The organism is Pseudomonas spelaei, assembly GCF_009724245.1.
GTDB lineage: Bacteria > Pseudomonadota > Gammaproteobacteria > Pseudomonadales > Pseudomonadaceae > Aquipseudomonas > Aquipseudomonas spelaei.
In genome coordinates this window covers 119245-145335 of sequence record NZ_WNNK01000013.1, presented here as the reverse complement: position 1 = coordinate 145335, position 26091 = coordinate 119245, and the positions used below count along the sequence as shown (strand labels likewise).

Below are 26091 nucleotides of genomic sequence, written 5' to 3'. Positions count from 1 at the left end.
CTCCATCATTCTTATTCGGCTGATTCTACAGCTGCGATCATCCGTACCACATCCACCGTCTCGGCCACGTCATGCACACGCAAGATACGCGCACCCTTGACCACTGCAAGCGCAGCGAGGGCCAAGCCACCGTACAACCGCTCGCCCACTGGGCGATTCAATGCCAGACCTATCATGCTCTTGCGCGAAACCCCAACCAACAGGGGCCGACCAAGGGCATGCAAGGCCTCCATATGCTTGAACAAACTTAAATTGTGCTGCAGGGTTTTGGCAAAGCCGAATCCTGGATCGAGGATGATCCGCTCAGGGGCAATTCCCGCCGCGCCGCATTGAACAACACGCTCAGCAAGAAACGCCGTCACCTCACCCACAAGATTGTCGTAATGCGGGTCGTCCTGCATCGTGCCGGGCTCTCCAAGCATATGCATCAGACACACTGGCAATCCAGTGGCAGCAGCAGCATCCAGTGCGCCATCACGCTGCAGGGAGCGTACATCGTTAATCAATCCCGCACCCAGACGCGCAGTTTCGCGCATAACGGCTGGCGTGGACGTATCAACAGAGATGATCACATCCAGCTCGCGATGGATACGCTCGACAATCGGCGCAACACGCTCCAGCTCCTCCAGGGGAGAAACCGCACGGGCGCCAGGACGTGTCGACTCACCACCGACATCGATCAAGGTCGCGCCAGCAGCCACCATTGCTTCGGCATGACGCAGCGCCGCATCAAGCTGGCTAAAGCGGCCGCCGTCGGAAAAGGAGTCGGGGGTTACATTAAGAATGCCCATGACATGTGTATGGGCCAAATCAAGAACCCGGCTGCCGCAAGGCAACCGGGTCGAGGACAACGCAGAAGTCATTTCAAACCTTAATGGTCGGCAGCCGGGCCGCCGATCGGGGTTTCAGGGCGCTCGCTCTCTACCACTGGCGGAGTTCCCGAAGTACCCGAACCACCTTCCCAATCGCGAGGCTCGCGGGGAGTGCGACCCGCCATGATGTCGTCGATCTGTTCGGCATCAATGGTCTCGTACTTCATCAAGGCGTCAGCCATTGCATCGAGCTTGTCGCGGTTATCTGTAAGGATCTGCTTGGCTGTGCCGTAGCATTGATCAATGATGCTGCGCACTTCGGAGTCAATCAGCTTGGCTGTCTCACCGGAGAAGCTGGCACCTTGACCGCCACCACCGCGACCCAGGAATACTTCGCCTTCTTCCTCGGCGTACATCAAAGGACCGAGTTTTTCCGACAACCCCCACTTGGTCACCATGTTTCGTGCAATCTGGCTGGCACGCATGATGTCGTTGGATGCGCCAGTGGTCACGCCATCAAAGCCCAAGGTCATCTCTTCAGCAATACGGCCGCCGTAGAGCGAGCAAATCTGGCTGATCAAGGCACGCTTGGAGAGGCTGTAGCGATCCTCTTCGGGCAGGAACATGGTGACGCCCAGCGCACGACCACGAGGAATGATCGACACCTTGTAAACCGGGTCATGCTCAGGCACAACGCGACCGACAATGGCGTGACCGGCTTCGTGATAGGCGGTGTTCTGTTTCTCTTTCTCGGACATGACCATGGATTTGCGCTCGGCGCCCATCATGATCTTGTCTTTCGCCAGCTCGAATTCTTTCATCTCAACGATGCGCTTGCCCGTACGAGCAGCAAACAGCGACGCCTCGTTCACCAGGTTGGCCAAGTCAGCACCGGAGAAGCCCGGAGTACCACGAGCAATCACTGCCGGAGCCACGTCGTCGCCCATTGGCACTTTGCGCATGTGTACTTTCAGTATTTGCTCACGACCACGGATGTCCGGTAGGCCAACCACAACCTGACGGTCGAAACGGCCTGGACGCAACAACGCCGGGTCAAGTACGTCAGGACGGTTGGTAGCGGCAATCACGATGATGCCGTCGTTCATCTCAAAACCATCCATCTCAACCAGCAGCTGGTTGAGGGTCTGCTCACGCTCATCGTGACCACCGCCCATGCCGGCGCCACGATGGCGACCAACGGCGTCGATTTCATCGATGAAAATGATGCAAGGTGCGTGTTTCTTGGCCTGTTCAAACATATCGCGAACACGGCTGGCACCAACACCGACGAACATCTCGACGAAGTCGGAACCGGAAATGGTGAAGAACGGTACTTTGGCTTCGCCCGCAATGGCCTTGGCCAGCAGGGTTTTACCTGTACCTGGAGGGCCAACCATCAGCACGCCGCGAGGAATACGACCGCCCAGCCGCTGGAATTTGCCCGGATCACGCAGGAATTCAACCAGCTCGCCCACTTCTTCCTTGGCTTCGTCGCAACCTGCAACGTCAGCCAGGGTGGTTTTCACCTGATCTTCGGAGAGCAGGCGAGCCTTGCTCTTGCCAAAGCTCATCGGCCCGCCCTTGCCCCCCGCACCACCTTGCATCTGGCGCATGAAGAACATGAATACGGCGATAATCACCAGAATCGGGAAACTCGCGACCAGGAGCTGAGTCCAGATGCTTTGCTGTTCAGGCTGCTTGCCTTCAACGACCACGTGGTTATCCACCAGGTCACCGATCAGGCCATTGTCCTGAATGGCCGGACGAATGGTCTTGAAGCTGTCGCCATCGTTGCGTTTGCCGGTAATCACATAGCCATCCACGGCTACGCGCTCGACCTTGCCATCCTTAACTTGCTGGATGAAGTCGGAATAGTTGAGGGTCTGCGGCTCGTTAGGGCTGGAGAAGTTGTTCATCACCGTCACCAGGACAGCCGCGATGATCAACCACAGGATCAGATTCTTTGCCATATCGTTCAATTAACTACCCTCTGAAGCAAGCTCCGCTACTGGCGCGTGCTTCGCATGATATTCACCGGCCTAACTTACTACATTACCTACAACTCTGGCAGGCGCCGTCTGTAACCCTTTGTGAAACTTTGACTACACAATATTCGTAAAGCTTCATGACGAAAGCGATATAAAAAAACCTATCGCCCTCGTCAAATTCCTCAAAAACGCTCTTCGCTGGCAGCGCCTTCAATACCGCGGAAACCGCGCCCCAGCAAATACTGCTCTCGGGACCTGTCCCGAGAGGAGTCAGGCTTGCGCGTCTGCACCTTGTCGAACAGCTTGCGGATGTTCTTGTGATACTCATCAAAACCTTCACCCTGGAAGACCTTGACCAGAAAGTCACCACCCGGACGCAAAACCCGTCCCGCCAGATCCAATGCCAATTCGCAAAGAAACATGGCTCGCGGCATATCGACAGCCGGTAATCCACTCATATTGGGGGCCATATCGGAAATCACAAGGTCTACCTGCGATTTTCCGACAGCCTCGAGAATCTGGGCCAGCACTTCATCCCGGGTAAAATCGCCATGAATGAAGGTCACGTCCGGGATGCTGTCCATTTCCAGGATATCGGAAGCGATCAGACGACCTTGCCCACCAATCAGACGACTGGTCACCTGGGACCAGCCACCCGGGGCTGCACCAAGATCGATTACGCTCATGCCTGGACGGATCAACTTGTCCTTTTCCTGGATCTCCAGCAGCTTGTAGCTGGCCCGGGAACGGTAGCCATCCTTTTGCGCCATTTTGACGTAAGGGTCGTTGAAATGCTCTTGCAGCCACTTAAGGCTAGTTTTGGAACGGGCCACGGGCCACCTCGAAAATAAAACGGGTCGTGATTAACTGGGCGGTCCCGGACTCGCTCGGGTAAACTGGCCGCCGCTTTTTACAAGATCAGACGCAGGGGTCAGATTATGCCGCTCACTCAAGAGCAGAAGAAACAGTACAAATCCATTGGCCACCATCTGAAACCAGTTTTGATTGTGGCTGACAACGGTTTGACTGAAGGTGTGTTAGCCGAACTTGAACGCGCATTGGGCGATCACGAACTGATCAAGATCAAGGTCAACATCCTTGATCGTGAGTCGCGCCTGGCGGCCATTGCAGAACTCTGCAAGGTCGGTAAGGCAGACCTGGTTCAGGTCATCGGCAAGATGGCGCTGCTATATCGCAAGAATTTCAGCGTCAACAAGCAACTGTCGAACGTTCATCGCTTCAAATGATAACAAGGGTCACGGGCGTGCTTCGCACGCCCTGCCACTCCATCCTGGCGCTGGCTGCACAACCAACACCAGGCCGGAGAACCCTAGCACAAGATAGCTGAATAGCTGCCAGCGCAACGCCTCAGGCAGCCAGATGCGTACCACGCAGTACATTGCGCAGGCATACAGTGCCATCAACAGCAGTTGCCCACGAATATCCCGCCACAAACTCCCCAAGCCTTCGGCCTTGATCAGCACCAACGCCTGAAGCGTCACGCACGCCGCCGCAAAACCTACCAGCAACGTACTCAATAATCCGTCGATCTCATCGATCAGCAACGGAGCCAGGCCAATCAGGCCCAGCACCGGTAACACACCAATGTGCAACAACCATAGGCCGCCAACCCAGAGCATCTGGGCAAACTGCCAAAGCATGGCGCCCGCACGCAGCGGGCGCCGTCTTTCAGATATGACGAACTTCGACAATCTCGTACTCGATTACGCCGCCAGGCGTCTTGACGGCCACCACATCACCCTCTTCCTTGGCAATCAAGGCACGGGCCAGCGGCGAACCGACGGAGATCTTGCCGAGTTTGAAGTCAGCCTCGTCCTCACCCACGATGTGATAAACCACGCTCTCATCGGTCTCGACGTTGGCGATTTCCACGGTGGTACCGAAAATCACCTTGCCGGTTTTCGGGATGGTCGTGACATCGATGATCACCGCGTTCTGCATACGGCCTTCAATGTCACGGATCCGCGCCTCGACCATACCTTGCTGCTCGCGAGCAGCGTGGTATTCGGCGTTTTCCTTCAAGTCGCCCAACTCGCGGGCCGTACCGATGTCCTGGCTGAGCTTCGGACGGACGACCTTGGTCAGGTGAGCGTGCTCTTCTTCCAGGGCCTTGGCGCCCTGGACGGTCATGGGGTATTTGATCATGCCTTCAATCCTGCGTGTAGATCCTGCAAGCGGCGCACGGTCTTTTCCGGACCGAACTTGAGCGCTTCGCAGATAGCTTCGCCAGCAGCAATAGTGGTGGTGCAGTAGATCTTGTGCTGCAAGGCGTTACGACGAATGGAGTACGAATCCGCGATCGACTGGCGACCTTCGGTGGTGTTGATGATCAGGGTGACTTCGTCATTCTTGATCATGTCGACCACATGCGGACGACCTTCCGTCACTTTGTTTACGCGACGCACTTTCAGGCCGGCAGCCTCGATCAGCTTGGCGGTCCCGGCAGTAGCCACGACTTCGAAGCCCAAGTTGATCAGATCACGGGCCACGCCTGCAACCAGTGGCTTGTCATCATCGCGCACGCTGATGAATGCAGTACCGCCGGTCGGCAACACTTCGCTGGCGCCCATCTGGGCCTTGGCGAACGCTTCACCGAAGGTATCGCCCACGCCCATCACTTCACCGGTGGACTTCATCTCAGGGCCCAGGATCGGGTCCACGCCAGGGAATTTAGCGAATGGGAACACCGCCTCTTTCACGCTGTAGAAGTTCGGAATGATTTCCTTGGTGAAGCCGATTTCCTTCAGGGTCTTACCGGCCATCACACGGGCGGCAATCATCGCCAGGGAAACACCAATGCACTTGGAAACGAACGGTACGGTGCGGGAAGCGCGCGGGTTGACCTCGATGACGTAGATGTCTTCGCCTTGCAGCGCCAACTGTACGTTCATCAGGCCAACCACACCCAACTCCAGGGCCATTTTCTTGACCTGCTCACGCATCTCGTCCTGGATGTGCACCGGCAGCGAGTACGGCGGCAACGAGCAGGCGGAGTCACCGGAGTGAACGCCAGCCTGTTCGATGTGCTGCATGATCGCGCCGATCACGACGTCGGTGCCGTCGCAGACCGCATCCACGTCCATCTCGATGGCGCAGTTGAGGAAGTGGTCCAGCAGCACCGGGCTGTCGTTGGACACTTTCACCGCGTCACGCAGGTAACGCTTGAGTTCTTCTTCTTCGTAGACGATTTCCATCGCCCGGCCGCCCAGTACGTAGGACGGACGCACCACCAACGGGTAACCGATCTTGCTGGCTGCACGGATGGCTTCGTCTTCGCTGCGCACAGTGGCGTTTGGCGGCTGACGCAGGTTCAGGCGCTCAACCATCTGCTGGAAGCGCTCACGGTCTTCGGCACGGTCAATGGCGTCAGGGCTGGTACCGATGATCGGCACGCCAGCGGCCTCGAGTGCGCGAGCCAGTTTCAACGGGGTTTGGCCGCCGTACTGGACGATCACGCCTTTTGGCTTCTCGACGCGACAGATTTCCAATACGTCTTCCAGCGTTACCGGCTCGAAGTACAGACGGTCGGAAGTGTCGTAGTCAGTGGAAACAGTTTCCGGGTTGCAGTTGACCATAATGGTCTCGTACCCGTCTTCGCGCAGGGCGAGAGCGGCGTGTACGCAGCAATAATCGAACTCGATGCCTTGGCCGATACGGTTTGGACCGCCACCCAGGATCATGATTTTGTCGCGGCCCGACGGCGCGGCTTCGCACTCTTCCTCGTAGGTGGAGTACATATACGCGGTGTCGGTGGCGAACTCGGCCGCACAGGTATCAACGCGCTTGTAGACCGGGAAGATATCCAGCTTGTGGCGATGCGTGCGCAGGTTCTTCTCGGTCACACCCAGCAGCTTGGCCAGGCGCATGTCGGAAAAGCCTTTGCGCTTGAGGCGGAACATCAGGTCGCGGTCGATAGAGGACAGACCGAGGGTCTTGACCTTCTCTTCTTCCTTGATCAGATCTTCGATCTGCACCAGGAACCACGGGTCGATCATGTTCATGCCGAAGATGTCTTCGACGGTCATGCCGGCGCGGAAAGCATCGGCCACGTACCAGATACGCTCGGCACCCGGCACGGTCAGCTCGCGCTTGAGCACGCTCATGCTTTCCGGGTTGCTCAGGTCGAGTTTCTCGTCCAGACCGCAAACGCCTACTTCCAGGCCACGCAGGGCTTTCTGCAGGGATTCCTGGAAGGTCCGGCCGATGGCCATGACTTCACCCACCGACTTCATCTGAGTGGTCAGGCGGGCGTCGGCTTTCGGGAATTTCTCGAAAGCGAAGCGTGGCAGCTTGGTGACGACGTAGTCGATCGACGGCTCGAAGGATGCCGGCGTCGCGCCGCCAGTGATTTCGTTCTGCAGCTCGTCCAATGTGTAACCGATCGCCAGCTTGGCAGCGATGCGCGCAATCGGGAAGCCGGTAGCTTTCGATGCCAGCGCCGAAGAACGCGATACACGCGGGTTCATCTCGATCACAACCATGCGGCCAGTGTCCGGGCAGATGCCGAACTGGACGTTGGAGCCGCCGGTTTCCACGCCGATCTCACGCAGTACCGCCAGGGAGGCGTTACGCATGATCTGGTATTCCTTGTCCGTCAGGGTCTGTGCTGGCGCAACAGTGATCGAGTCACCGGTGTGCACACCCATCGGGTCAAAGTTTTCGATGGAGCAAACGATGATGCAGTTGTCCTTCTTATCGCGGACAACCTCCATCTCATATTCTTTCCAGCCGATCAGGGATTCGTCGATCAGCAGCTCTTTGGTCGGAGACAAGTCCAGGCCGCGGGCGCAGATTTCTTCGAACTCTTCACGGTTGTAAGCGATACCACCACCGGTGCCGCCCATGGTGAAGGACGGACGGATGATGCACGGGAAGCCGAGCTTCTCGAGAACCAGATTGGCCTCTTCCATGCTGTGGGCAATACCCGAACGCGGGCAATCCAGGCCGATGGCCTTCATGGCCTTGTCGAAGCGCGAACGGTCTTCAGCCTTGTCGATGGTGTCGGCATTGGCGCCGATCATCTCTACGCCGAACTTCTCCAGAACGCCTTCGCGCTCCAGGTCCAGTGCGCAGTTCAGAGCAGTCTGGCCGCCCATGGTTGGCAGCAGCGCGTCCGGACGCTCTTTCTCGATGATCTTGGCAACGGTCTGCCACTTGATCGGCTCGATGTAGGTGGCGTCGGCCATGTCCGGGTCGGTCATGATGGTGGCCGGGTTGGAGTTCACCAGGATGACGCGGTAGCCCTCTTCGCGCAGGGCTTTACAGGCCTGGGCGCCGGAGTAGTCGAATTCGCAGGCCTGGCCGATCACGATCGGGCCAGCGCCGAGAATCAGGATGCTTTTTATGTCTGTACGTTTTGGCATGGGTTTGTCACTCAAATCCGCAGGTCAGTCGGCAAGCCGTCTTGAACAATCTTTGAAGAGCCTGAGGGGGCCGCCGGTTTCCCGGGCCACCCTCAGGCCGCTCACTTAGCGTCGCTTGGCCATCTCATTGATGAAACGGTCGAACAGCGGCGCTACGTCGTTCGGGCCTGGGCTTGCTTCAGGGTGGCCCTGGAAGCTGAACGCGCTCTTGTCGGTGCGCTCGATGCCTTGCAGGGAGCCGTCGAACAGCGACTTGTGAATCGCCCGGACGTTGCCCGGCAGGGTCGCTTCATCTACCGCAAAACCGTGGTTCTGGCTGGTGATCATCACGACGCCGGTATCCAGGTCCTGCACAGGGTGGTTGGCACCGTGGTGACCGTGGCCCATTTTCAGGGTCTTGGCGCCGGAGGCCAGCGCCAGCAGTTGGTGACCGAGACAGATGCCGAATACCGGAATCTCGGTTTCCAGCACATCCTTGATGGCCTGGATGGCATAGTCGCAAGGCTCAGGATCACCCGGGCCGTTGGACAGGAACACGCCGTCCGGCTGCAGGGCCAGCACGTCGCTGGCTGGGGTTTGTGCCGGCACTACAGTCACACGGCAACCGCGCTCGACCAGCATGCGCAGGATGTTGTACTTGATGCCGTAATCGTAGGCCACGACGTGGTACGGCAGGTCAGCGGCTTCGATGGTCGCGTGGCTGTCGGTCTTCAAGTCCCAGACAGTGGAGCGCCACTCGTACTGCTCCTTGGTGCTGACGACTTTCGCCAGGTCCATGCCTTTCAGGCCAGGAAAACCTTGGGCTGCTGCAATCGCCGCGGCTTCGGAAATGTTGTCACCAGCCATGATGCAGCCGTTCTGCGAGCCCTTTTCACGCAGGATGCGTGTCAGGCGGCGCGTGTCGATACCGGCGATCGCCACCACGTTGTTGGCTTTCAGATAATCGGACAGGGACATCGTGTTACGCCAGTTGCTCGCGACCAGTGGCAGGTCACGAATCACCAGACCCGCGGACCAGACACGATCAGACTCGACGTCTTCCGGCGTAGTACCGGTGTTGCCGATGTGCGGATAGGTCAGGGTAACGATCTGTTGGGCGTAGGAAGGATCGGTAAGGATTTCCTGATAGCCGGTCATGGCGGTGTTGAACACCACCTCTCCAACGGTCTGACCGTCGGCTCCAATGGCTTCGCCGCGAAAAATGCTGCCATCAGCAAGGGCGAGTATGGCTGGCTTAGTCAAGAAGACCTCCCGTAAATAAAGCCTGAAAGGGCGATCGCAGGTTGTAAAAAAGCGGAGTGACGTATGGACACGTCACCCCGCTTCTTCACTGAATTATTCTGCGCGCTTTTAGTGGACACACTAAAGCTGTAGCTTACAGAAAAAGGCTTTTTTGGTCCACCGCTAAAGAGCCTTAAAGGCAGGGGAATGCGACAGGACGTCGCCTAGCGGGTAAAAACAGGGCCCAAGGTTAAAGCCTGGACCCCGTTTTAGCTACTTCTTAATGCAGATCGAGCACGTCGCGCATGTCGTAGAGACCAGGCTCACGGCCATCCAACCACAGCGCCGCACGCACCGCGCCCTTGGCGAAGGTCATGCGACTCGACGCCTTGTGCGTGATTTCAAGACGCTCACCTTCGGTTGCGAACAGCACCGTGTGATCACCCACCACATCACCACCGCGAACGGTGGCAAAACCGATAGTGTCGCGAGCACGGGCACCGGTATGACCTTCACGGCCATACACCGCCACTTTCGAAAGATCGCGCCCAAGGGCATCGGCAATCGCCTCCCCCATACGCAGCGCGGTACCGGACGGCGCATCAATCTTGTGCCGGTGATGAGTCTCGATGATCTCGATATCAGCCTCATCACCCAGGACGCGCGCCGCCATATCGAGCAATTTCAGCGACAGATTGACGCCGACACTGAAGTTGGCCGCGAACACGATCGGAATATCCTTGCCCGCTTCGACCAGCAACTGCTTCTGCTCTGCACTCAAGCCAGTAGTACCGATCACCATGGCCTTGCCCGCCTTGCGGCAGAACGCCAGGTTTTTCAGCATCACTTCGGGCAGCGTGAAGTCGATAAGCACGTCGAACTCGTCGGCGACCTGCTCCAGATTGCCGGACAACGAAACACCAATCCGCCCCAGGGACGCCAACTCACCAGCGTCCGCACCAATCAAGGTGCTGCCAGGACGAACAATCGCCGCCGTCAGCCCGGAGGCCGGCGAACGCTGCTGCACTGCTTCGACCAGGGTCTTGCCCATGCGCCCGGCAGCGCCCATCACCGCGATACGTCGCATACTCACTTCCTTACAGATCGCCGAAGAAGCGCTTCACGCCTTCGAACCAGCCGGTGGTTTTTGGCGAATGAGTGTCATCGCCCGCCAGGGAGCTGCGGAATTCTTCCAGCAGTTCGCGCTGGCGACGACCCAGGTTCACCGGCGTCTCTACCGCCACACGACACATCAAGTCGCCAGCACCGCCACCGCGCACCGGCGCAACGCCTTTGCCACGGATACGGAACTGCTTGCCGGTCTGCGTGCCCTCAGGGATCTTCAGCTTGACCCGACCATCCAGCGTCGGAATTTCAAGCTCGCCACCCAAGGCCGCATCCACAAAGCTGATCGGCACTTCACAGAACAGATGCTTGCCGTCGCGCTGGAAGATCGAGTGCTCGCGCACATTGATCACCACGTACAGGTCGCCCGTAGGGCCGCCCTGAGTACCCGCCTCGCCTTCGCCCGACAGACGAATGCGGTCGCCGGTATCAACACCCGCCGGCACTTTCACCGAGAGGGTCTTGTACTCTTCGACACGCCCTTCGCCGTGGCACGAATCGCACGGGTCGGAAATGATCTTGCCCTGGCCATGGCAGCGCGGGCAGGTTTGCTGCACCGAGAAGAAACCCTGCTGCATGCGCACCTGGCCGATACCGCCGCAAGTCGGGCACGTGATCGGCGAGGAGCCTTTCTTGGCGCCCGAACCATCGCACGGCTTGCAGTTGACCAGCGTCGGAACGCGGATATTGACGCTGGTGCCGCGCACCGCTTCTTCCAGGTTCAGCTCCAGGGTGTAGCGCAGGTCGCTGCCACGCTGGGCACCGCCGCGCTGGCCACCACGGCCGCCGCCAAAGAAGTCGCTGAACACGTCGCCGAAAATATCGGAGAAGTTCTGCCCGCCAAAACCCGCACCGCCGCCACCCATGCTTGGGTCGACGCCGGCATGACCGTACTGGTCGTAAGCGGCACGCTTGTTTGGGTCACACAGGCATTCGTAGGCCTCGTTGGCCTCTTTGAACAGGTCTTCGGATTCTTTGTTATCCGGATTACGGTCCGGGTGATGCTTCATCGCCAGGCGACGGTAAGCCTTTTTCAGGTCCGCCTCGCTGGAGCCGCGCTCCACACCCAACACTTCGTAATAGTCACGCTTTGCCATAAGTCTTTGCACTCTTAAGGACGTTCGGCAAAACCCTCCTGAGTTTTGCCAAACTCGTTGAGCCCCAATACAGGCCCGGACCCAACTCACGTCAATTCAACGATCCTGGTCGTTACCGTTTTCAGCCGAAGACCGGCCAAAAACACGGTGATTATCGCCCGGAAAGCAGGAGCATTCCCGATCACACCGCCAGCATCCGAGCGTTGTCGCATGCTGTAAAAATTCGCGTACCCCAGACACGCCAACGCGGGAGCAAGCTCCCGCGCGGCGACATCCTACCAGTCACCGCTTGATAGCGGTCAACCGGGCGACCAAGTTACTTGTGGTCTTTGACTTCTTCGAACTCGGCATCAACAACGTCGTCGTGCTTGGCTTCTGGTTCTGCCTGGTGGGCAGCGCCTTCAGCTGGCTGGCCTTGTTCGGCATACATTTTCTGAGCCACTGGCGCGGAGACTTTCGACAGTTCTTCAACCTTGGCTTCGATAGCGGCCTTGTCGTCGCCTTTAACCGCGGCTTCCAGGGCAACTACTGCTGCTTCGATTGCAGTTTTCTCTTCGGCAGTCACTTTGTCGCCAGCATCCGCGACCATTTTGCGGGTCGAGTGAACCAGTGCATCACCCTGGTTACGGGCAGCGGCCAGCTCTTCGAACTTGCGATCTTCGTCAGCGTTGGCTTCAGCATCACGGATCATCTGCTGAATTTCTTCCTCGGACAGACCCGAGTTAGCCTTGATCACGATCGACTGAGTCTTGCCAGTAGCCTTGTCTTTGGCGCCTACGTGCAGGATACCGTTGGCGTCGATGTCGAAGGTCACTTCAATTTGTGGCACGCCACGTGGTGCTGGTGGAATCTCGGCCAGGTCGAACTTGCCCAGGGACTTGTTCTGACCGGCTTGCTTACGCTCACCTTGCAGCACGTGAATGGTCACAGCACCCTGGTTGTCGTCAGCCGTCGAGAACACTTGCGATTTCTTGGTAGGAATCGTGGTGTTTTTCTCGATCAGCGCGGTCATCACGCCGCCCATGGTTTCGATACCCAGGGTCAGCGGGCTTACGTCCAGCAGCAGCACGTCCTTCACGTCACCGGCCAATACCGCGCCCTGGATAGCAGCGCCCATGGCAACGGCTTCGTCCGGGTTCACGTCTTTGCGCGCTTCTTTACCGAAGAACTCGGTGACCAACTTCTGAACCAGTGGCATACGGGTCTGACCGCCTACCAGGATCACGTCGTTGATCGCACCAACGTCGATACCCGAGTCTTTCAGCGCAATACGGCAAGGCTCGATGGTGCGTTGAACCAGGTCTTCTACCAGCGCTTCCAGCTTGGCGCGGGAGATTTTCACGTTCAAGTGCTTAGGACCGGTAGCGTCTGCAGTGATGTACGGCAGGTTCACGTCGGTCGAATTGCTCGAAGACAGTTCGATCTTGGCTTTCTCAGCAGCTTCTTTCAGGCGCTGCATCGCCAGCGGGTCACCTTTGAGGTTCATGCCGCTTTCTTTCTTGAATTCGTCAACGAGGTAGTCGATCAGACGAATGTCAAAGTCTTCACCGCCCAGGAAGGTGTCACCGTTGGTGGCCAACACTTCGAACTGGTGCTCGCCATCAACTTCAGCGATTTCGATCACGGAAACGTCGAAAGTACCGCCACCCAGGTCGTAAACGATCACAGTGTGGTCGCCCTTGGCCTTGTCCATACCGTAGGCCAGAGCGGCTGCGGTAGGTTCGTTGATGATACGTTTCACGTCCAGACCAGCAATACGGCCGGCGTCTTTGGTTGCCTGACGCTGGCTGTCGTTGAAGTAGGCCGGAACGGTGATCACCGCCTCGGTCACTGCTTCACCGAGGTAATCTTCGGCCGTTTTCTTCATCTTTTTCAAGATTTCAGCCGAGATTTGCGGCGGCGACATTTTCTGGCCGTTTACTTCAACCCAGGCGTCACCGTTGTCAGCCTTGGCGATTTTGTAAGGGACCATCTTGATGTCTTTCTGTACGACTTCTTCGTCGAACTTACGACCGATCAGACGCTTCACCGCGTACAGGGTGTTATGCGGATTGGTCACAGCTTGACGCTTGGCGGACTGGCCCACCAGGATTTCGCCGTCGTTGGCATAAGCCACGATGGACGGCGTGGTGCGCGCGCCTTCAGCGTTTTCAATAACTTTGGCTACGCCGTTTTCCAGCACGGAGACGCAGGAGTTGGTAGTCCCCAGGTCGATACCGATAATTTTGCCCATGTTAACTCTCCCGAAACTTGGATTTTGTTGCCGCAGTAGTCGTGGCTAACTGCGGTAGCACTTAAACGCTTGACTTATAGATGGGGGCCTTGCGACCGATTTCAAGCCTGCTCGTCAATCGAAGGTGCGACAGCTACAGGAGCCTTGCTCACCACCACCATCGCCGGACGCAACAAGCGACCATTGAGCTGATACCCCTTCTGAAACACTTTCAGCACGCTGTTCGGCTCAAGATCAGCGCTTTCCTGCATCGCCATCGCCTGGTGATGCTCGGCGTTGAACGGCTCGCCGCCTTGTGGATCAATAGCTTCCAACTGATAACGCTTCAGGGTGTCCTGGAACATTTTCAGCGTCAGCTCAATCCCTTCGCGCATTGGGCGGATGTTTTCGTCGTCCGGGTTGGACAACTCAAGGCCACGCTCCAGGCTGTCGATGATCGGTAACAGATCACCGGCAAACTTTTCCAGCGCAAATTTGTGGGCTTTTTCTACATCCTGCTCGGCGCGGCGGCGGACGTTCTGCAGATCGGCGGCAACACGCAAAGCCTGATCCTGCGCGCCGGCCAATTGCTCTTCGAGCACTTGTACACGAGCCACCAGGTCTTCACCTGCTGCTGGCGAGGCCTGATTGGCGTCTGGATTTTGCGTATCCTGCGTCTGTTCGTCAGCCATAGATTTCTCCTTTCAAAATCATGCGCGAACTCGACTCGCGCTTCTGTTCCGGTATATGGGGCCACAATTTTCAGGTTCAAGGGCGCGAGCGTTACCAAAAGTCTTTCACCTGCCTCAGATCAATTCCCATGCTTCATTCCTCTTCGCGCTAAAAAAACAAGCAGATCAAGCAAATCGAGCTAAGCATCAGGATTGTCAGCCTCAAACAAAACACTGTATAAATAACCAGACCTAAAGCCTGGGAGCGGCCGTCATGCTGGTGCACCTGTCCGTACATAACTACGCCATCGTCGAACATCTGGATCTTGAGCTGGATCGCGGGATGAGCGTAATCACAGGCGAAACCGGCGCCGGCAAGTCGATCATGCTCGACGCCCTCGGCCTGACCCTGGGTGATCGCGCCGACAACGGGGTCGTTCGCCCCGGCGCCGACAAGGCCGACATTCTCGCGACCTTCGACCTCGCAGACATCCCTGAAGCCGAGACCTGGCTTGCCGAGCGCGACCTTAATAATGACGGCCCGTGCATCCTGCGCCGCGTCATCACTGCTGAAGGCCGGTCGCGCGGCTATATCAATGGCACACCCTGCCCCCTTGGCGACCTGAAATCCCTGGGCGAGTTGCTGATCGACATCCACAGCCAGCATGAACACCAGTCCCTGCTGAAAACCGACACTCATCGCCGCCTGCTCGATGAATACGCCGGTGCCACCGACCTTGCGCGCCAGGTGCAACTGGCCGCGCAGCGCTGGCGCCAAACCCGCCAGGAGCTGGAGCGCCTTTCCAACTCCGGCGACGAGCAGCGCGCCCGCCACCAACTGCTCAGCTACCAGTTGGAAGAACTGGAAAGCCTGGGGCTGGGCGAGACCGAACTGGAGCAACTGGAGCAGGAACACAAGAACCTGACCAATGCTGAAACCCTGCTGGGTATTTGCCGCCAGGTGGTGGAACAGTGCAGCGAAAGTGATTCCGGCAATGTACTCAACGCCCTGACTGCCAGCCTCAATCGCCTGTCCAGCGTGAATAACGCCTCAGGTTCGCTAAATGAAGCCACTACCCTGCTGACCAGTGCACAGATCCAAGTAGAAGAAGCGGTTGGTGAGCTGAATCGGTTCCTTGACCACTTCGATGCCGATCCGGCGCGCCTGCAAGAGATAGAAGAGCGCCTGGACACCATCTATACCCTGGCACGCAAACACCGTATCCAGCCGACCGAAGTCGCAACAATGCAGCAAAAGCTGCTGGATGAAATCGAAACCCTGAATGCCAACGACGAATCCATCGAACGGCTGGGTGAGGAACTGGCCTCCTTTGCCCGCCATTATCAGGAGAAGGCTCGCCAGCTAAGCGATCTGCGCCAACAAGCAGCGACCGGCCTGGCCAGCGCCGTGGAACAGGAAATCCAGCGGCTGGGCATGCCGGGCGGGCGTTTCACCATCGAGCTGCATCCCAACAGCAGCAATGAACTACTACCCAATGGCCTGGAGCACGTTGAACTGCTGGTCAGCGCCAACCCAGGCCAACCACTCAAGGCATTGGCAAAAGTAGCCTCCGGCGGCGAGCTGTCGCGGATCAGCCTGGCGATCCAGGTCATTACCGCCCAGACCTCACGGGTACCAACGCTGGTATTCGACGAGGTGGACGTAGGCATTGGCGGCCCAACGGCGGAAATTGTGGGTCAACTGTTGCGCCGCCTGGGGGAGCGTGGACAAGTGCTAACCGTCACCCACTTGCCACAGGTGGCCGCACAGGGGCATCAGCACCTGTTTGTGCATAAGGTTCGAGGCAGCGATGCAACCCATACGGCAGTGTCCAAGCTGAACAAGACCGAAAGGATTGAAGAGGTGGCACGCATGCTGGGCGGTATCGACCTGACCAAGGAGTCCTTGGCTCATGCGAAGAAAATGGTGGTTACCGCGAAGGTCTGAGCCACCATTCGCTGACAATTTCCTATCAATAGAAAGCACGAAGGCGACCCTAAGGTCGCCTTCGATCGTTTCGCAGAGCGAATCTGCGTAGCTTTCTTACTTTTTCTTACGTATGTACAGAACCAAATTGTGATCCACCAATTCGACCCCGTGCTCTTCGGCGATAGCCTTCTGCAGCTTCTCGATTTCAGGGCTGACGAATTCAACAACCTCGCCAGTTTCCACGTCGACCATATGGTCGTGGTGGCCGCTATCGGCCAGTTCGAACACTGCATGACCGCCGTCGAAATTATGACGAACCACCAGTCCTGCGGCTTCAAACTGGGTCAGTACACGGTAAACCGTGGCCAGGCCGACGTCCTCGTTAGACTCCATGAGTGCCTTGTATACATCCTCGGCACTCATATGGCGCTGCTCAGCAGAATCGAGCATTTGTAGAATCTTGACTCGTGGCAGAGTCACTTTAAGACCGGCTTTGCGTAGTTCGCTATTTTCAACCATGGTTAGCTTTCTCGCGGATGCTGCTTCGCAGCTTCTCTTAATACGGGTATGATCGGCGTTTACGTTGTCCCAGCCAAGATAGTGGAAGTCGCCCACCGATGCAAAACACCAAGCTCTTGCTAACCAGTTTCACCTTTGTGGGACTGCTCGCACTCGCCGGTTGTTCATTCCCCGGGGTTTACAAAATCGACATCCAGCAGGGCAATGTCGTCACGCAGGACATGATAGACCAGTTACGCCCGGGAATGACCCGACGGCAAGTACGGTTTATCATGGGTAACCCCCTGCTGACCGACACATTCCATGCCGATCGCTGGGATTATCTCTATAGCATCCAGCCTGGTGGCGGTGAACGCCAACAGGAGCGCGTCAGCGTCATCTTCAATGGCAATGACCAGCTCGTCAGTCTGTCGGGTGACTTCATGCCAGGCGTAAGCCGTGATGAAGCCTTGATGGGCAAGGACAACGGCACCAACGTCACTGCGCCTGCGCAGAACGTCGAGAAGCCCAAGTCCGAGGAGCCAGCCAAACCAGGCTCCTTGCTGGACCAGATCCAGAAAGACGTCGACGGCGTACAAACCGTTCCGGTCCCGACTCCAGAACCTCTGGACGCCAGCCCGCGATAAGTTTGCAACGCTCAACAAAAAGCCCGGTAATGCCGGGCTTTTTGTTGTCTGCCGTTTCATGAACTCAAGAGTTCTGCTGTTTCGCCTTGGCGGCCTTGGCAGCACGTAGCCGGCGAACTTCCTTGGGGTCAGCCAGTAATGGCCGGTAAATCTCGATACGATCTCCAGCTTGCACTGCCCGGACATCGGCGTCTGCCACAACCTTACCGAAAATCCCCAAAGGGCAAGCGGCCAAGTCCAGCTCCGGAAACTGTGCAGCAATCGCCGATCCCAGCACTGCAGCCCTCAGGCTGGAGCCCGGCGCAACGGACAGCGCAAGCAGCACCTGACGATCCACAGCGGCATACACCACTTCGATCTCGACCCATGACTCAGCCATGCAATTGCTTGGCCCGCTGACAGAACGCATCCACCAGCGTATTGGCCGCCTGATTGAACAGCGGCCCGAGGGTCGCACGGACAATAGGCCCGGCGTAATCAAACGATAGATCCAGGCTGATCTTGCAGGCTTTGTCATTCAGCCGCTTGAATACCCAAACACCGTGCAGCTGTGTAAACGGCCCCTCCTCCAGATTCATCTCGATCGATTGGCCAGGCACCAAGGTATTTCGCGTGACGAAATGCTGGCTGAGCCCACCCTTGGCCACTGCCAGGCTGGCACGCATGTGCTCATCACTGCTCTCCAGCACCTCGGCAGACGAACACCAAGGCAGGAATTCCGGATAACGCGCCACGTCATTGACCAGGTCATAGAGCGCTTGCGCCGGATAGGGCAGCAGGGCCGAACGTTGAATATGCGTCGTCATGTGAGCGTTATTTCCACAGCTGAGCGGCAAACACTACGAGAATGCCGATGGGCGCTATATAGCGCATCAAGAAGAAAGCCAGGGCGAACATTACCGGGCTGCGAATCGACAGCTCATCCCGAACCGCTTCGCGCCCCATCACCCAACCTGCAAACACCACGAAACACAAACCACCCAAGGGCAACATGATTCGCGAGGTAAAGAAATCAATGACACCAAAGAAATCCAGACCGCTGATGGCACCCCACCGGTAGAGATGAAAGACACCACCCTCGCTCACGAAAAACTTGGCCTGCTGCCAGATGTTAAAGGAAAACACCGTTCCCAAACCAACAAACCAGCAACTGAAGGCCAGCCAAAAGGTAACCCAGGCACGACGAACCTTTGTTCGCTCTACCAGATACGCGACCATCGGCTCCAGCAAAGAGATTGCCGAACTCCAGGCTGCAATGGCTACCAGCACAAAAAACACCACGCCCATCAATTGCCCGAACGCCACATTACCAAAGGCAAATGGCAGGCTGACAAACATCAAGCCGGGACCTTCACTTGGGCTCAACCCAGCGGCGAAGACAATAGGAAACAACGCCATCCCCGCCACCAGTGAAACAAATGTATCCAGCAGCGCCACGCCCACCACGGTTCCGGAGAGCGACGCCCCTTTTGGCATATACGCCCCGTAAATCATGATGGAGCCGACACCGACACTCAGGGAAAAGAACGCATGCCCCATGGCCGGCAACAATCCTTCGAGCAACCGCTCGGAATTGAAGTCGAACATGAAATGCACCCCCTGCATGAAGTGCCCGGTGGTCATGCTGTAGCCCAGCAGCACCAGCAACATCACGAACAACAACGGCATCATGATCCGTAAACTGCGCTCCAACCCGGCCACTACGCCCCGGGCGATCACCACGGCAGAAAGCACCATGAAGAGTGTGTGCCAGAATGTCAGGCGCCAAGGATCCGCTACGACCTTGCCGAAATACGCCCCGACCTGGTCGGACGTTACCCCCTGAAAATCGCCGTGCCCCATATCGATGATGTAGTCCAGGGACCAGCCACCGACCACGCTATAAAAAGACAGGATCAACAACGCCGTGATCATTCCGGCAAAGGCCCACCAGGACCAACGCGCAGAATGCCCCGCTTCCAGGGCGAGTACCTTCAAGGCGTTCGCCGGGCTTTGCCGCGCACGCCGGCCAATCAGGGTCTCGGCCAACATGACTGGCAGGCCGATGAGTGCGATGCACGCCAGAAACACCAGGACAAACGCCCCGCCGCCGTACATTCCCACCATGTAGGGAAACTTCCAGATACTTCCCAACCCTACCGCAGAACCGGTGGCAGCGAGTACGAAGACCCAGCGGCTCGCCCACCCTCCGTGGACAGAAACCTTGTCCGTCGACATCGTTAACACGCCCAACCGATCAAAAAAGAGCGCGCATTGTCCGGGATTCAAACAACACGCTCAAGCACGCAGGTTGACCGTAGCCGACACGCTCGCAACTGCCTATAATGCCGCCCCTATGGCTAAACAAAAGAAACACCCAACAGGGACCATCGCGCAAAACAAGAAGGCGCGACACGACTACTTCATCGAACATCGTTTCGAGGCTGGCTTGGTCCTGGCCGGCTGGGAAGTAAAGAGTCTGCGGGCAAGCAAGCTGCAACTGGTCGACAGCTACGTGCTGCTCAAAGACGGTGAAGCCTGGCTGCTCGGCAGTCACATCACGCCGCTGACCACCGCCAGCACCCACGTCATTGCCGACCCGGTGCGTACGCGCAAGCTGCTGCTCAATGCCCGCGAACTGGAAAAGCTCGCCGCGGCCGTGCAACAAAAAGGGTATGCCTGCATCTGCCTGTCGTGGTACTGGAGCAAGCACCTGGTCAAGTGCGAGATCGCCCTGGGCAAGGGCAAGAAGGAATACGACAAGCGTGACACCGAGCGCGAGCGCGACTCCAATCGGGAACTGCATCGTGCCGTACGCAACAAGGGCAAGGAAGACTGACTTCCTGCCGACGTGTGTGACGAGGGTGCCAGGCGCCCTCGCCTATATCCCCTTGCGCCGCTCCGCCCGGGCCATGCGCTGAACCTCTTGACGCACTTCCTCCAGCACTTCCTGCACATACAACAGGTGACGTGTTGAAACTTCCCGCGCCTGCTCCGCTCGCCCCTCGATAATCGCCAGGTACAAATCCCGGTGCTGATTGATCAGCATGTCCCGGGTCTCGGTACGCTGCTGGTACATCCCGCCAATATTGGTCACCACGTTGCGCTTGAGCAGGTCGAACAAGCCACGAATGGTGTGCAGCAACACGGCGTTATGGCTGGCCTCGGCGATCGCCAGGTGAAACCGGGCATCGGCCGCCCCCTCTTCCACGCGACTGACTTCATCCGCCCGCGCGTAGCAATCCTGCAAGGCTTCAAACGCAGCGGTCAGCCGCTCACGATCCACTTCGGTGGCGCGCATCGCCGCGTAATACGCACACGACGCTTCAAGCGTCTGTCGAAACTCCAGCAGGTCGCGCTGGGCCTCAGGGTTATTTTCCAACAGATGGAGCAGCGGATCACTGAAGGTTGAACCCAACGAGTCCACCACATAGTTGCCACCACCCTGGCGACTGACCAGCAAACCCTTGGCCGCCAATTTCTGAATGGCTTCACGCAACGACGGGCGGGACACACCGAACTGCTCGGCCAGCGCGCGCTCAGCCGGCAAGCGCTCGCCCGACTTCAGCGTGCCCTCAAGGATCATGCCCTCAAGCTGCTCGACAATATCGTCAGACAAACGGCGCTGACGCACCTGATCAAAGCCCATAACTCATTCTCCACAATCCCGACCACTCGCCAGGCCCCCTATTCTGGCCTATTGCCGCGTCGCCAGCACCTATCAGAGCACCTTTGATTTGCCCCATCAGGTCAACCCGCCACCGGCATTCGACCAAAGTTTCGAAAGCGGCAAATTGACACGCCCCCTGCAAGGCTCTTAACCTAGCCAACAGCGATTGTAAATTGGTAATACCAATTATCCAAATCAGCTAAAAGTGCCTGACCAACAACAATTAGGGGCCAACCCATATGCAAACCTGGCAACAACTCTATAGCCCACTCGGCAGCCTCGGCCTGTCCGCACTGGCCGCCGTTATTCCCATCGTATTTTTCTTCCTGGCACTGGCCGTGTTTCGCCTCAAAGGCCACGTGGCGGGCAGCATCACGCTGGTGCTGTCGATCCTGGTGGCGATCTTCGCCTTCAAGATGCCCGTCGACATGGCCCTGGCTGCCGCGGGCTATGGCTTTGCCTACGGCCTGTGGCCCATCGCCTGGATCATTGTCGCCGCCGTATTCCTCTACAAACTGACAGTCAAAAGCGGCCAGTTCGAAATCATCCGCAGCTCCGTATTGTCGATTACCGACGACCAACGTCTTCAGGTGCTGCTGATCGGCTTTTGCTTCGGCGCCTTCCTGGAAGGTGCCGCCGGCTTCGGCGCACCCGTAGCGATTACCGCCGCGCTGCTGGTCGGACTGGGCTTCAACCCGCTGTACGCCGCCGGCCTGTGCCTGATTGCCAACACCGCGCCGGTAGCCTTCGGCGCTCTGGGAATTCCGATCATCGTTGCCGGCCAAGTGACGGGCATCGATGCGTTCAAGATCGGCGCCATGACCGGCCGCCAACTGCCGCTGCTGTCGATGTTCGTGCCCTTCTGGCTGGTGTTCATGATGGATGGCATGCGGGGCGTCAAGGAAACCTGGCCAGCGGCATTGGTGGCGGGCTTCAGCTTTGCCGTGACCCAATACTTCACGTCAAATTTCATCGGACCGGAACTGCCGGACATCACCTCGGCCCTGGCCAGCCTGATTTCCCTGACGCTGTTCCTGAAAGTCTGGCAGCCCAAGCGCAGTGCCGGCGCGCAGATTGCCGGGGCAACCTCCAGTGCGGCGGTCACCGCCAGCGCCGGCGGTTTCGGCCTGCCTCGCAGCACCGTCGCTTCGCCCTACAGCCTGGGGGAAATTTTCAAAGCCTGGTCGCCCTTCCTGATTCTGACGGTGCTGGTCACTATCTGGACCCTCAAGCCATTCAAGGCGATGTTCGCCGCAGGCGGTTCGATGTACAGCTGGGTCTTCAACGTTGCGATCCCGCACCTGGATCAGTTGGTGATCAAGGTCGCGCCCATCGTCACTCACCCGACCGCCATTCCAGCCGTGTTCAAACTGGACCCGATTTCCGCGACCGGTACGGCGATCTTCTTCTCGGCCCTGGTCTCGATGCTGGTGCTGAAGATTGACATTAAAACTGGTCTTACCACTTTAAAGGAGACCTTCTACGAGCTACGTTGGCCGATCCTGTCCATCGGCATGGTGTTGGCGTTCGCATTCGTCACCAACTACTCCGGCATGTCATCGACCATGGCGCTGGTCCTGGCGGGCACTGGTGCAGCCTTTCCGTTTTTCTCGCCGTTCCTGGGTTGGCTGGGGGTGTTTCTGACCGGCTCCGACACCTCGTCCAACGCCCTGTTCAGCTCCTTGCAAGCCACCACCGCCCACCAGATCGGCGTCAACGACACCTTGTTGGTGGCGGCAAACACCAGCGGTGGCGTAACCGGCAAGATGATTTCCCCACAATCGATCGCCGTGGCCTGCGCCGCGACCGGCCTGGTGGGCAAGGAATCCGACCTGTTCCGCTTCACCCTCAAGCACAGCCTGTTTTTCGCGACGATTGTCGGGCTGATCACCTTGGCCCAGGCCTATTGGTTCACCGGCATGCTGGTGCACTGAGACCTACACGTAATAGGGTAAGCAACGACGCCGGACAACTATTCCGGCGTCCGCTATTCCTGGAGGACCCATGAGCCTGCCTGCTGCTTTTCTTGCTGATGTCGCACAGTTGATCCCGAAAAGTCGACGCTTCGACGATCCGCTTTCCACCTTGGCTTTCGGCACCGACGCCAGCTTTTACCGACTGATCCCACAATTGGTGATCCGCGTTGAGTCAGAGGACGAAGTGGTCGCCCTGCTACAACTGGCGCAGCGCGACCGAGTGCCGGTGACCTTTCGCGCCGCCGGTACCAGCCTCTCCGGACAAGCCATCAGCGACTCGGTCCTGATTGTGCTGGGCGACAATTGGAACGCTCGCGAAATTCGCGGCCAGGGTACGCAAATCCGCCTGCAACCCGGCGTGATCGGTGCCCAGGCCAACGCCTGGCTCGCGCCGTTCGGGCGCAAGATTGGCCCGGACCCGGCGTCGATCAATGCCTGCAAGATCGGCGGTATCGTCGCCAACAACGCCAGCGGAATGTGCTGCGGCACCGCGCAAAACACCTATCACACCCTCGCGGGCATTCGCCTGGTACTCGCCGATGGCAGTCGCCTGGACACCGAAGATGCCGCCAGCATCTCGGCCTTCCGCCAACACCACGGCGAGCTGCTGGAACAGTTGGCAACCCTGGGCCGCGAGACCCGGGCCAACACTGAGTTGGCTGCAAAAATCCGCCACAAATACCGTCTGAAAAATACCACCGGTCTGTCACTCAATGCCCTGGTGGATTTCGACGAGCCGCTGGATATCCTCAGCCATTTGCTGGTGGGCTCCGAAGGCACCCTGGGCTTTATCAGTGCAGTGACCTACGACACGGTGATCGATCATCCCAACAAAGCGTCAGCCCTGATTGTGTTCCCCGATGTAGAAACCTGCTGCAACGCAGTGACAGTCCTGAAAACCCAGCCAGTCTCGGCGGTCGAACTGCTGGACCGACGCAGCATGCGTTCGGTGCAGGACAAGCCTGGCATGCCTGCATTCGTACAACACCTGTCGGAAAATGCCTGCGCATTGTTGATCGAGTCCCGCGCTGCGTCGCCCACGTTGCTCCATAAGCAACTGGCGCTGATCATGGCGTCACTGGCCGGTTTCCCGGTGGAGAAGCAAGTCGACTTCACCGAAGACCCCGTGGAAAACGCCCGCCTGTGGGCAATCCGCAAGGACACATTCCCCGCCGTCGGCGCGGTGCGCAAAACCGGCACCACGGTGATCATCGAAGACGTCACCTTCCCGGTCGAACAACTGGCCATCGGCGTTAACCGCTTGATCGAACTGTTCGACAAACATCACTACGACGAAGCCATCCTTTTCGGACATGCCCTGGAAGGCAATCTGCACTTTGTCTTCACCCAAGGCTTCAACAGCGCTGAAGAAGTCGCACGCTACCAGGCGTTCATGGACGACGTCGCACAGTTGGTGGCGGTGGAGTTCGGTGGCTCACTGAAAGCCGAGCACGGCACCGGCCGCAATATGGCGCCTTTCGTCGAGCTGGAATGGGGCAGCGATGCCTACCAATTGATGTGGCAGCTCAAGCGCCTGCTGGACCCCCACGGCATTCTCAACCCGGACGTGGTGCTCAGCGAAGACCCGCAGATCCACCTGAAACACCTCAAGCCCCTGCCCGCCGCCGATGAGCTTGTAGATAAGTGCATCGAGTGCGGCTTTTGTGAGCCGGTCTGCCCGTCAAAAGGCCTGACCTTGAGCCCACGCCAGCGCATCGTGATCTGGCGCGACATCCAGGCCAAAAAACGTACGGGCGTCGACACCACCGAACTGGAAACCGCTTACCACTACCAGGGTATCGAAACCTGCGCCGCAACCGGCTTGTGCGCCCAACGTTGCCCCGTAGGCATCAACACCGGCGACCTGGTGAAAAAACTGCGCAGCCGCGACGCCAACCGCACGAAAACGGCCAACTGGCTGGCGACACACTTCGCTACGGCCCTGCAAGGTGCCCGCTTCACCCTGCACGTCGCCAATGGTGCGCGGATGCTGTTAGGTGCACCAAGACTGGCAAAGCTTTCCGCAACAATGACAAAACTGTCCAAGGGCCAAATCCCCCAATGGACCAACGCCATGCCGCAACCGGAAAAGGCCATTCGCTTCAGCCCTGCCATCAGCGATGAGCGGCCACGCGTCGTGTACCTGGCGGCCTGCGTATCACGGGCGATGGGACCGTCGGCGGGCGACAAAGAACAAATGTCGCTGTACGACAAAACCCGTGGCCTGCTGGAAAAGGCCGGCTATCAAGTCGTCTTCCCCGACAATCAGGACAGCCTGTGCTGCGGCCAACCGTTCGCCTCCAAAGGCTACGTCGAACAAGCCGAACACAAGCGCCAGGAACTGATCGGCGCCCTGCTCCACGCCAGCCGTGGCGGTCTCGACCCGATCTATTGCGACACCAGCCCCTGCACCCTGCGCCTGATGCAAGACCTGGGCGAAACCCGCCTGGATCTCTACGACCCGGTACGGTTTATCCGCACCCACCTGATGGACCGCCTCGACTTCACGCCCCAGGAAGCGCCCATCGCCGTGCATGTCACCTGCAGCACCCAGCACCTGGGAGAAAGCCAGGCCCTGATCGACCTGGCCCGACAATGCAGCCACAACGTGGTAATCCCCGAAGGTATCCACTGCTGTGGTTTTGCCGGTGACAAAGGCTTCACCACGCCGGAGCTGAATGCCCACTCATTGCGCTCGCTGAAAGACGCCGTGCAACACTGCAGCGAAGGCATCTCCACCAGCCGTACCTGTGAGATCGGCCTGAGCCAGCACGGTGGGATTGATTATCACGGGTTGGTGTATCTGGTGGATCGCGTCACCCAGGCTCGCACCCACTAATTCAACCACCCGACAGAACCCCTGCGCGCCGGTGTAGTCATC

The 26091-nt window shown here is 58.2% G+C and carries 22 protein-coding genes; 6 read left to right on the top strand and 16 right to left on the bottom strand.

Annotated elements, in window-relative coordinates:
- Positions 1-11: 11 nt before the first annotated feature.
- From folP to rlmE, 3 genes are all read right to left on the bottom strand, one after another.
- Positions 12-863 (bottom strand): dihydropteroate synthase, encoded by an 852-nt coding sequence (gene folP / locus GNF76_RS16660; protein WP_155584228.1) that lies wholly within the window; start codon positions 861-863, stop codon positions 12-14.
- An 8-nt stretch (positions 864-871) separates the two neighbouring features.
- Positions 872-2782, bottom strand: a complete 1911-nt coding sequence (ftsH, locus tag GNF76_RS16655; RefSeq protein ID WP_155584227.1) for an ATP-dependent zinc metalloprotease FtsH — start codon at positions 2780-2782, stop codon at positions 872-874.
- 200 nt (positions 2783-2982) lie between these two features.
- Positions 2983-3633 carry a 23S rRNA (uridine(2552)-2'-O)-methyltransferase RlmE gene (gene rlmE / locus GNF76_RS16650; protein ID WP_178123370.1) on the bottom strand — a complete coding sequence of 217 codons (651 nt, stop codon included), beginning with the start codon at positions 3631-3633 and terminating at the stop codon, positions 2983-2985.
- 105 nt (positions 3634-3738) lie between these two features.
- Here rlmE and GNF76_RS16645 point away from each other — a divergent pair, with 105 nt between their 5' ends.
- Positions 3739-4047: a YhbY family RNA-binding protein gene (locus GNF76_RS16645; protein WP_154742957.1), complete on the top strand. Its 309-nt coding sequence runs from the start codon at positions 3739-3741 to the stop codon at positions 4045-4047.
- 9 nt (positions 4048-4056) lie between these two features.
- Here GNF76_RS16645 and GNF76_RS16640 read toward each other — a convergent pair whose 3' ends face one another.
- From GNF76_RS16640 to grpE, 8 genes are all read right to left on the bottom strand, one after another.
- The gene (locus GNF76_RS16640; protein ID WP_155584226.1) at positions 4057-4461 is read right to left on the bottom strand and encodes an MFS transporter; all 405 of its coding nucleotides are present in this window, start codon (positions 4459-4461) and stop codon (positions 4057-4059) included.
- A 28-nt stretch (positions 4462-4489) separates the two neighbouring features.
- On the bottom strand, positions 4490-4966 hold the full coding sequence (greA, locus tag GNF76_RS16635) for a transcription elongation factor GreA (protein ID WP_076013757.1): 477 nt from the start codon (positions 4964-4966) through the stop codon (positions 4490-4492).
- On the bottom strand, positions 4963-8184 hold the full coding sequence (gene carB, locus GNF76_RS16630; RefSeq protein ID WP_155584225.1) for a carbamoyl-phosphate synthase large subunit: 3222 nt from the start codon (positions 8182-8184) through the stop codon (positions 4963-4965). The genes greA and carB overlap by 4 nt, the downstream gene beginning before the upstream one ends.
- 105 nt (positions 8185-8289) lie before the next feature.
- Positions 8290-9426, bottom strand: coding sequence for a glutamine-hydrolyzing carbamoyl-phosphate synthase small subunit (gene carA, locus GNF76_RS16625; RefSeq protein WP_155584224.1), 1137 nt, complete (start codon positions 9424-9426; stop codon positions 8290-8292).
- 259 nt (positions 9427-9685) lie between these two features.
- Complete coding sequence (dapB, locus tag GNF76_RS16620) at positions 9686-10492, bottom strand: 4-hydroxy-tetrahydrodipicolinate reductase (RefSeq protein WP_155584223.1); 807 nt, start codon at positions 10490-10492, stop codon at positions 9686-9688.
- Positions 10493-10502: 10 nt separating this feature from the next.
- Positions 10503-11627, bottom strand: a complete 1125-nt coding sequence (gene dnaJ / locus GNF76_RS16615) for a molecular chaperone DnaJ (RefSeq protein WP_010174305.1) — start codon at positions 11625-11627, stop codon at positions 10503-10505.
- Positions 11628-11943: 316 nt separating this feature from the next.
- Complete coding sequence (dnaK, locus tag GNF76_RS16610; protein WP_155584222.1) at positions 11944-13860, bottom strand: molecular chaperone DnaK; 1917 nt, start codon at positions 13858-13860, stop codon at positions 11944-11946.
- A gap of 101 nt (positions 13861-13961) precedes the next feature.
- A complete protein-coding gene (grpE, locus tag GNF76_RS16605; RefSeq protein ID WP_155584221.1) occupies positions 13962-14531 on the bottom strand; it encodes a nucleotide exchange factor GrpE in 570 nt (189 codons plus the stop codon).
- A 253-nt stretch (positions 14532-14784) separates the two neighbouring features.
- Between grpE and recN the strand changes: the two genes are divergently transcribed.
- Complete coding sequence (gene recN / locus GNF76_RS16600; RefSeq protein ID WP_155584220.1) at positions 14785-16458, top strand: DNA repair protein RecN; 1674 nt, start codon at positions 14785-14787, stop codon at positions 16456-16458.
- 96 nt (positions 16459-16554) lie between these two features.
- Here recN and fur read toward each other — a convergent pair whose 3' ends face one another.
- Complete coding sequence (fur, locus tag GNF76_RS16595; protein ID WP_010174299.1) at positions 16555-16959, bottom strand: ferric iron uptake transcriptional regulator; 405 nt, start codon at positions 16957-16959, stop codon at positions 16555-16557.
- Between the two features lie 98 nt (positions 16960-17057).
- Between fur and GNF76_RS16590 the strand changes: the two genes are divergently transcribed.
- Positions 17058-17585 carry an outer membrane protein assembly factor BamE gene (locus tag GNF76_RS16590; protein WP_155584219.1) on the top strand — a complete coding sequence of 176 codons (528 nt, stop codon included), beginning with the start codon at positions 17058-17060 and terminating at the stop codon, positions 17583-17585.
- Positions 17586-17649: 64 nt separating this feature from the next.
- Here the strand turns inward: GNF76_RS16590 and GNF76_RS16585 are convergent, their stop codons facing one another.
- From GNF76_RS16585 to GNF76_RS16575, 3 genes are read right to left on the bottom strand one after another with little or no spacing between them, the layout of a single operon-like run.
- Complete coding sequence (locus GNF76_RS16585; protein ID WP_155584218.1) at positions 17650-17964, bottom strand: RnfH family protein; 315 nt, start codon at positions 17962-17964, stop codon at positions 17650-17652.
- Positions 17957-18391, bottom strand: a complete 435-nt coding sequence (locus GNF76_RS16580) for a type II toxin-antitoxin system RatA family toxin (protein ID WP_155584217.1) — start codon at positions 18389-18391, stop codon at positions 17957-17959. Before GNF76_RS16580 ends, GNF76_RS16585 begins: the two co-directional genes overlap by 8 nt.
- Positions 18392-18398: 7 nt before the next feature.
- The gene (locus GNF76_RS16575) at positions 18399-19802 is read right to left on the bottom strand and encodes a sodium-dependent transporter (protein WP_155584216.1); all 1404 of its coding nucleotides are present in this window, start codon (positions 19800-19802) and stop codon (positions 18399-18401) included.
- 118 nt (positions 19803-19920) lie between these two features.
- Here GNF76_RS16575 and smpB point away from each other — a divergent pair, with 118 nt between their 5' ends.
- Entirely contained in the window at positions 19921-20403 is a 483-nt protein-coding gene (gene smpB, locus GNF76_RS16570) for an SsrA-binding protein SmpB (protein WP_003235073.1), read from the top strand.
- Positions 20404-20445: 42 nt separating this feature from the next.
- On the opposite strand, the gene GNF76_RS16565 is transcribed toward smpB, so the two are convergent.
- Entirely contained in the window at positions 20446-21213 is a 768-nt protein-coding gene (locus GNF76_RS16565) for an FCD domain-containing protein (protein WP_155584215.1), read from the bottom strand.
- A gap of 260 nt (positions 21214-21473) precedes the next feature.
- On the opposite strand from GNF76_RS16565, the gene GNF76_RS16560 reads away from it, so the two are divergent.
- On the top strand, positions 21474-23168 hold the full coding sequence (locus GNF76_RS16560; RefSeq protein WP_155584214.1) for a lactate permease LctP family transporter: 1695 nt from the start codon (positions 21474-21476) through the stop codon (positions 23166-23168).
- Positions 23169-23238: 70 nt separating this feature from the next.
- Positions 23239-26049 carry an FAD-binding and (Fe-S)-binding domain-containing protein gene (locus GNF76_RS16555; protein ID WP_155584213.1) on the top strand — a complete coding sequence of 937 codons (2811 nt, stop codon included), beginning with the start codon at positions 23239-23241 and terminating at the stop codon, positions 26047-26049.
- The last annotated feature ends 42 nt before the right edge of the window (positions 26050-26091 follow it).

Bases quoted from the DNA above. Each gene is read 5' to 3' on its own strand.
- fur (WP_010174299.1), bottom strand. From the start codon at position 16,959: ATGGTTGAAAATAGCGAACTACGCAAAGCCGGTCTTAAAGTGACTCTG.
- GNF76_RS16575 (WP_155584216.1), bottom strand. From the start codon at position 19,802: ATGTCGACGGACAAGGTTTCTGTCCACGGAGGGTGGGCGAGCCGCTGG.
- ftsH (WP_155584227.1), bottom strand. From the start codon at position 2,782: ATGGCAAAGAATCTGATCCTGTGGTTGATCATCGCGGCTGTCCTGGTG.
- GNF76_RS16555 (WP_155584213.1), top strand. From the start codon at position 23,239: ATGAGCCTGCCTGCTGCTTTTCTTGCTGATGTCGCACAGTTGATCCCG.
- GNF76_RS16585 (WP_155584218.1), bottom strand. From the start codon at position 17,964: ATGGCTGAGTCATGGGTCGAGATCGAAGTGGTGTATGCCGCTGTGGAT.
- folP (WP_155584228.1), bottom strand. From the start codon at position 863: ATGACTTCTGCGTTGTCCTCGACCCGGTTGCCTTGCGGCAGCCGGGTT.
- grpE (WP_155584221.1), bottom strand. From the start codon at position 14,531: ATGGCTGACGAACAGACGCAGGATACGCAAAATCCAGACGCCAATCAG.
- GNF76_RS16640 (WP_155584226.1), bottom strand. From the start codon at position 4,461: ATGCTTTGGCAGTTTGCCCAGATGCTCTGGGTTGGCGGCCTATGGTTG.
- greA (WP_076013757.1), bottom strand. From the start codon at position 4,966: ATGATCAAATACCCCATGACCGTCCAGGGCGCCAAGGCCCTGGAAGAA.
- GNF76_RS16590 (WP_155584219.1), top strand. From the start codon at position 17,058: ATGCAAAACACCAAGCTCTTGCTAACCAGTTTCACCTTTGTGGGACTG.
- dnaK (WP_155584222.1), bottom strand. From the start codon at position 13,860: ATGGGCAAAATTATCGGTATCGACCTGGGGACTACCAACTCCTGCGTC.
- smpB (WP_003235073.1), top strand. From the start codon at position 19,921: ATGGCTAAACAAAAGAAACACCCAACAGGGACCATCGCGCAAAACAAG.
- dnaJ (WP_010174305.1), bottom strand. From the start codon at position 11,627: ATGGCAAAGCGTGACTATTACGAAGTGTTGGGTGTGGAGCGCGGCTCC.
- GNF76_RS16560 (WP_155584214.1), top strand. From the start codon at position 21,474: ATGCAAACCTGGCAACAACTCTATAGCCCACTCGGCAGCCTCGGCCTG.
- carB (WP_155584225.1), bottom strand. From the start codon at position 8,184: ATGCCAAAACGTACAGACATAAAAAGCATCCTGATTCTCGGCGCTGGC.
- GNF76_RS16565 (WP_155584215.1), bottom strand. From the start codon at position 21,213: ATGGGCTTTGATCAGGTGCGTCAGCGCCGTTTGTCTGACGATATTGTC.
- recN (WP_155584220.1), top strand. From the start codon at position 14,785: ATGCTGGTGCACCTGTCCGTACATAACTACGCCATCGTCGAACATCTG.
- dapB (WP_155584223.1), bottom strand. From the start codon at position 10,492: ATGCGACGTATCGCGGTGATGGGCGCTGCCGGGCGCATGGGCAAGACC.
- GNF76_RS16580 (WP_155584217.1), bottom strand. From the start codon at position 18,391: ATGACGACGCATATTCAACGTTCGGCCCTGCTGCCCTATCCGGCGCAA.
- GNF76_RS16645 (WP_154742957.1), top strand. From the start codon at position 3,739: ATGCCGCTCACTCAAGAGCAGAAGAAACAGTACAAATCCATTGGCCAC.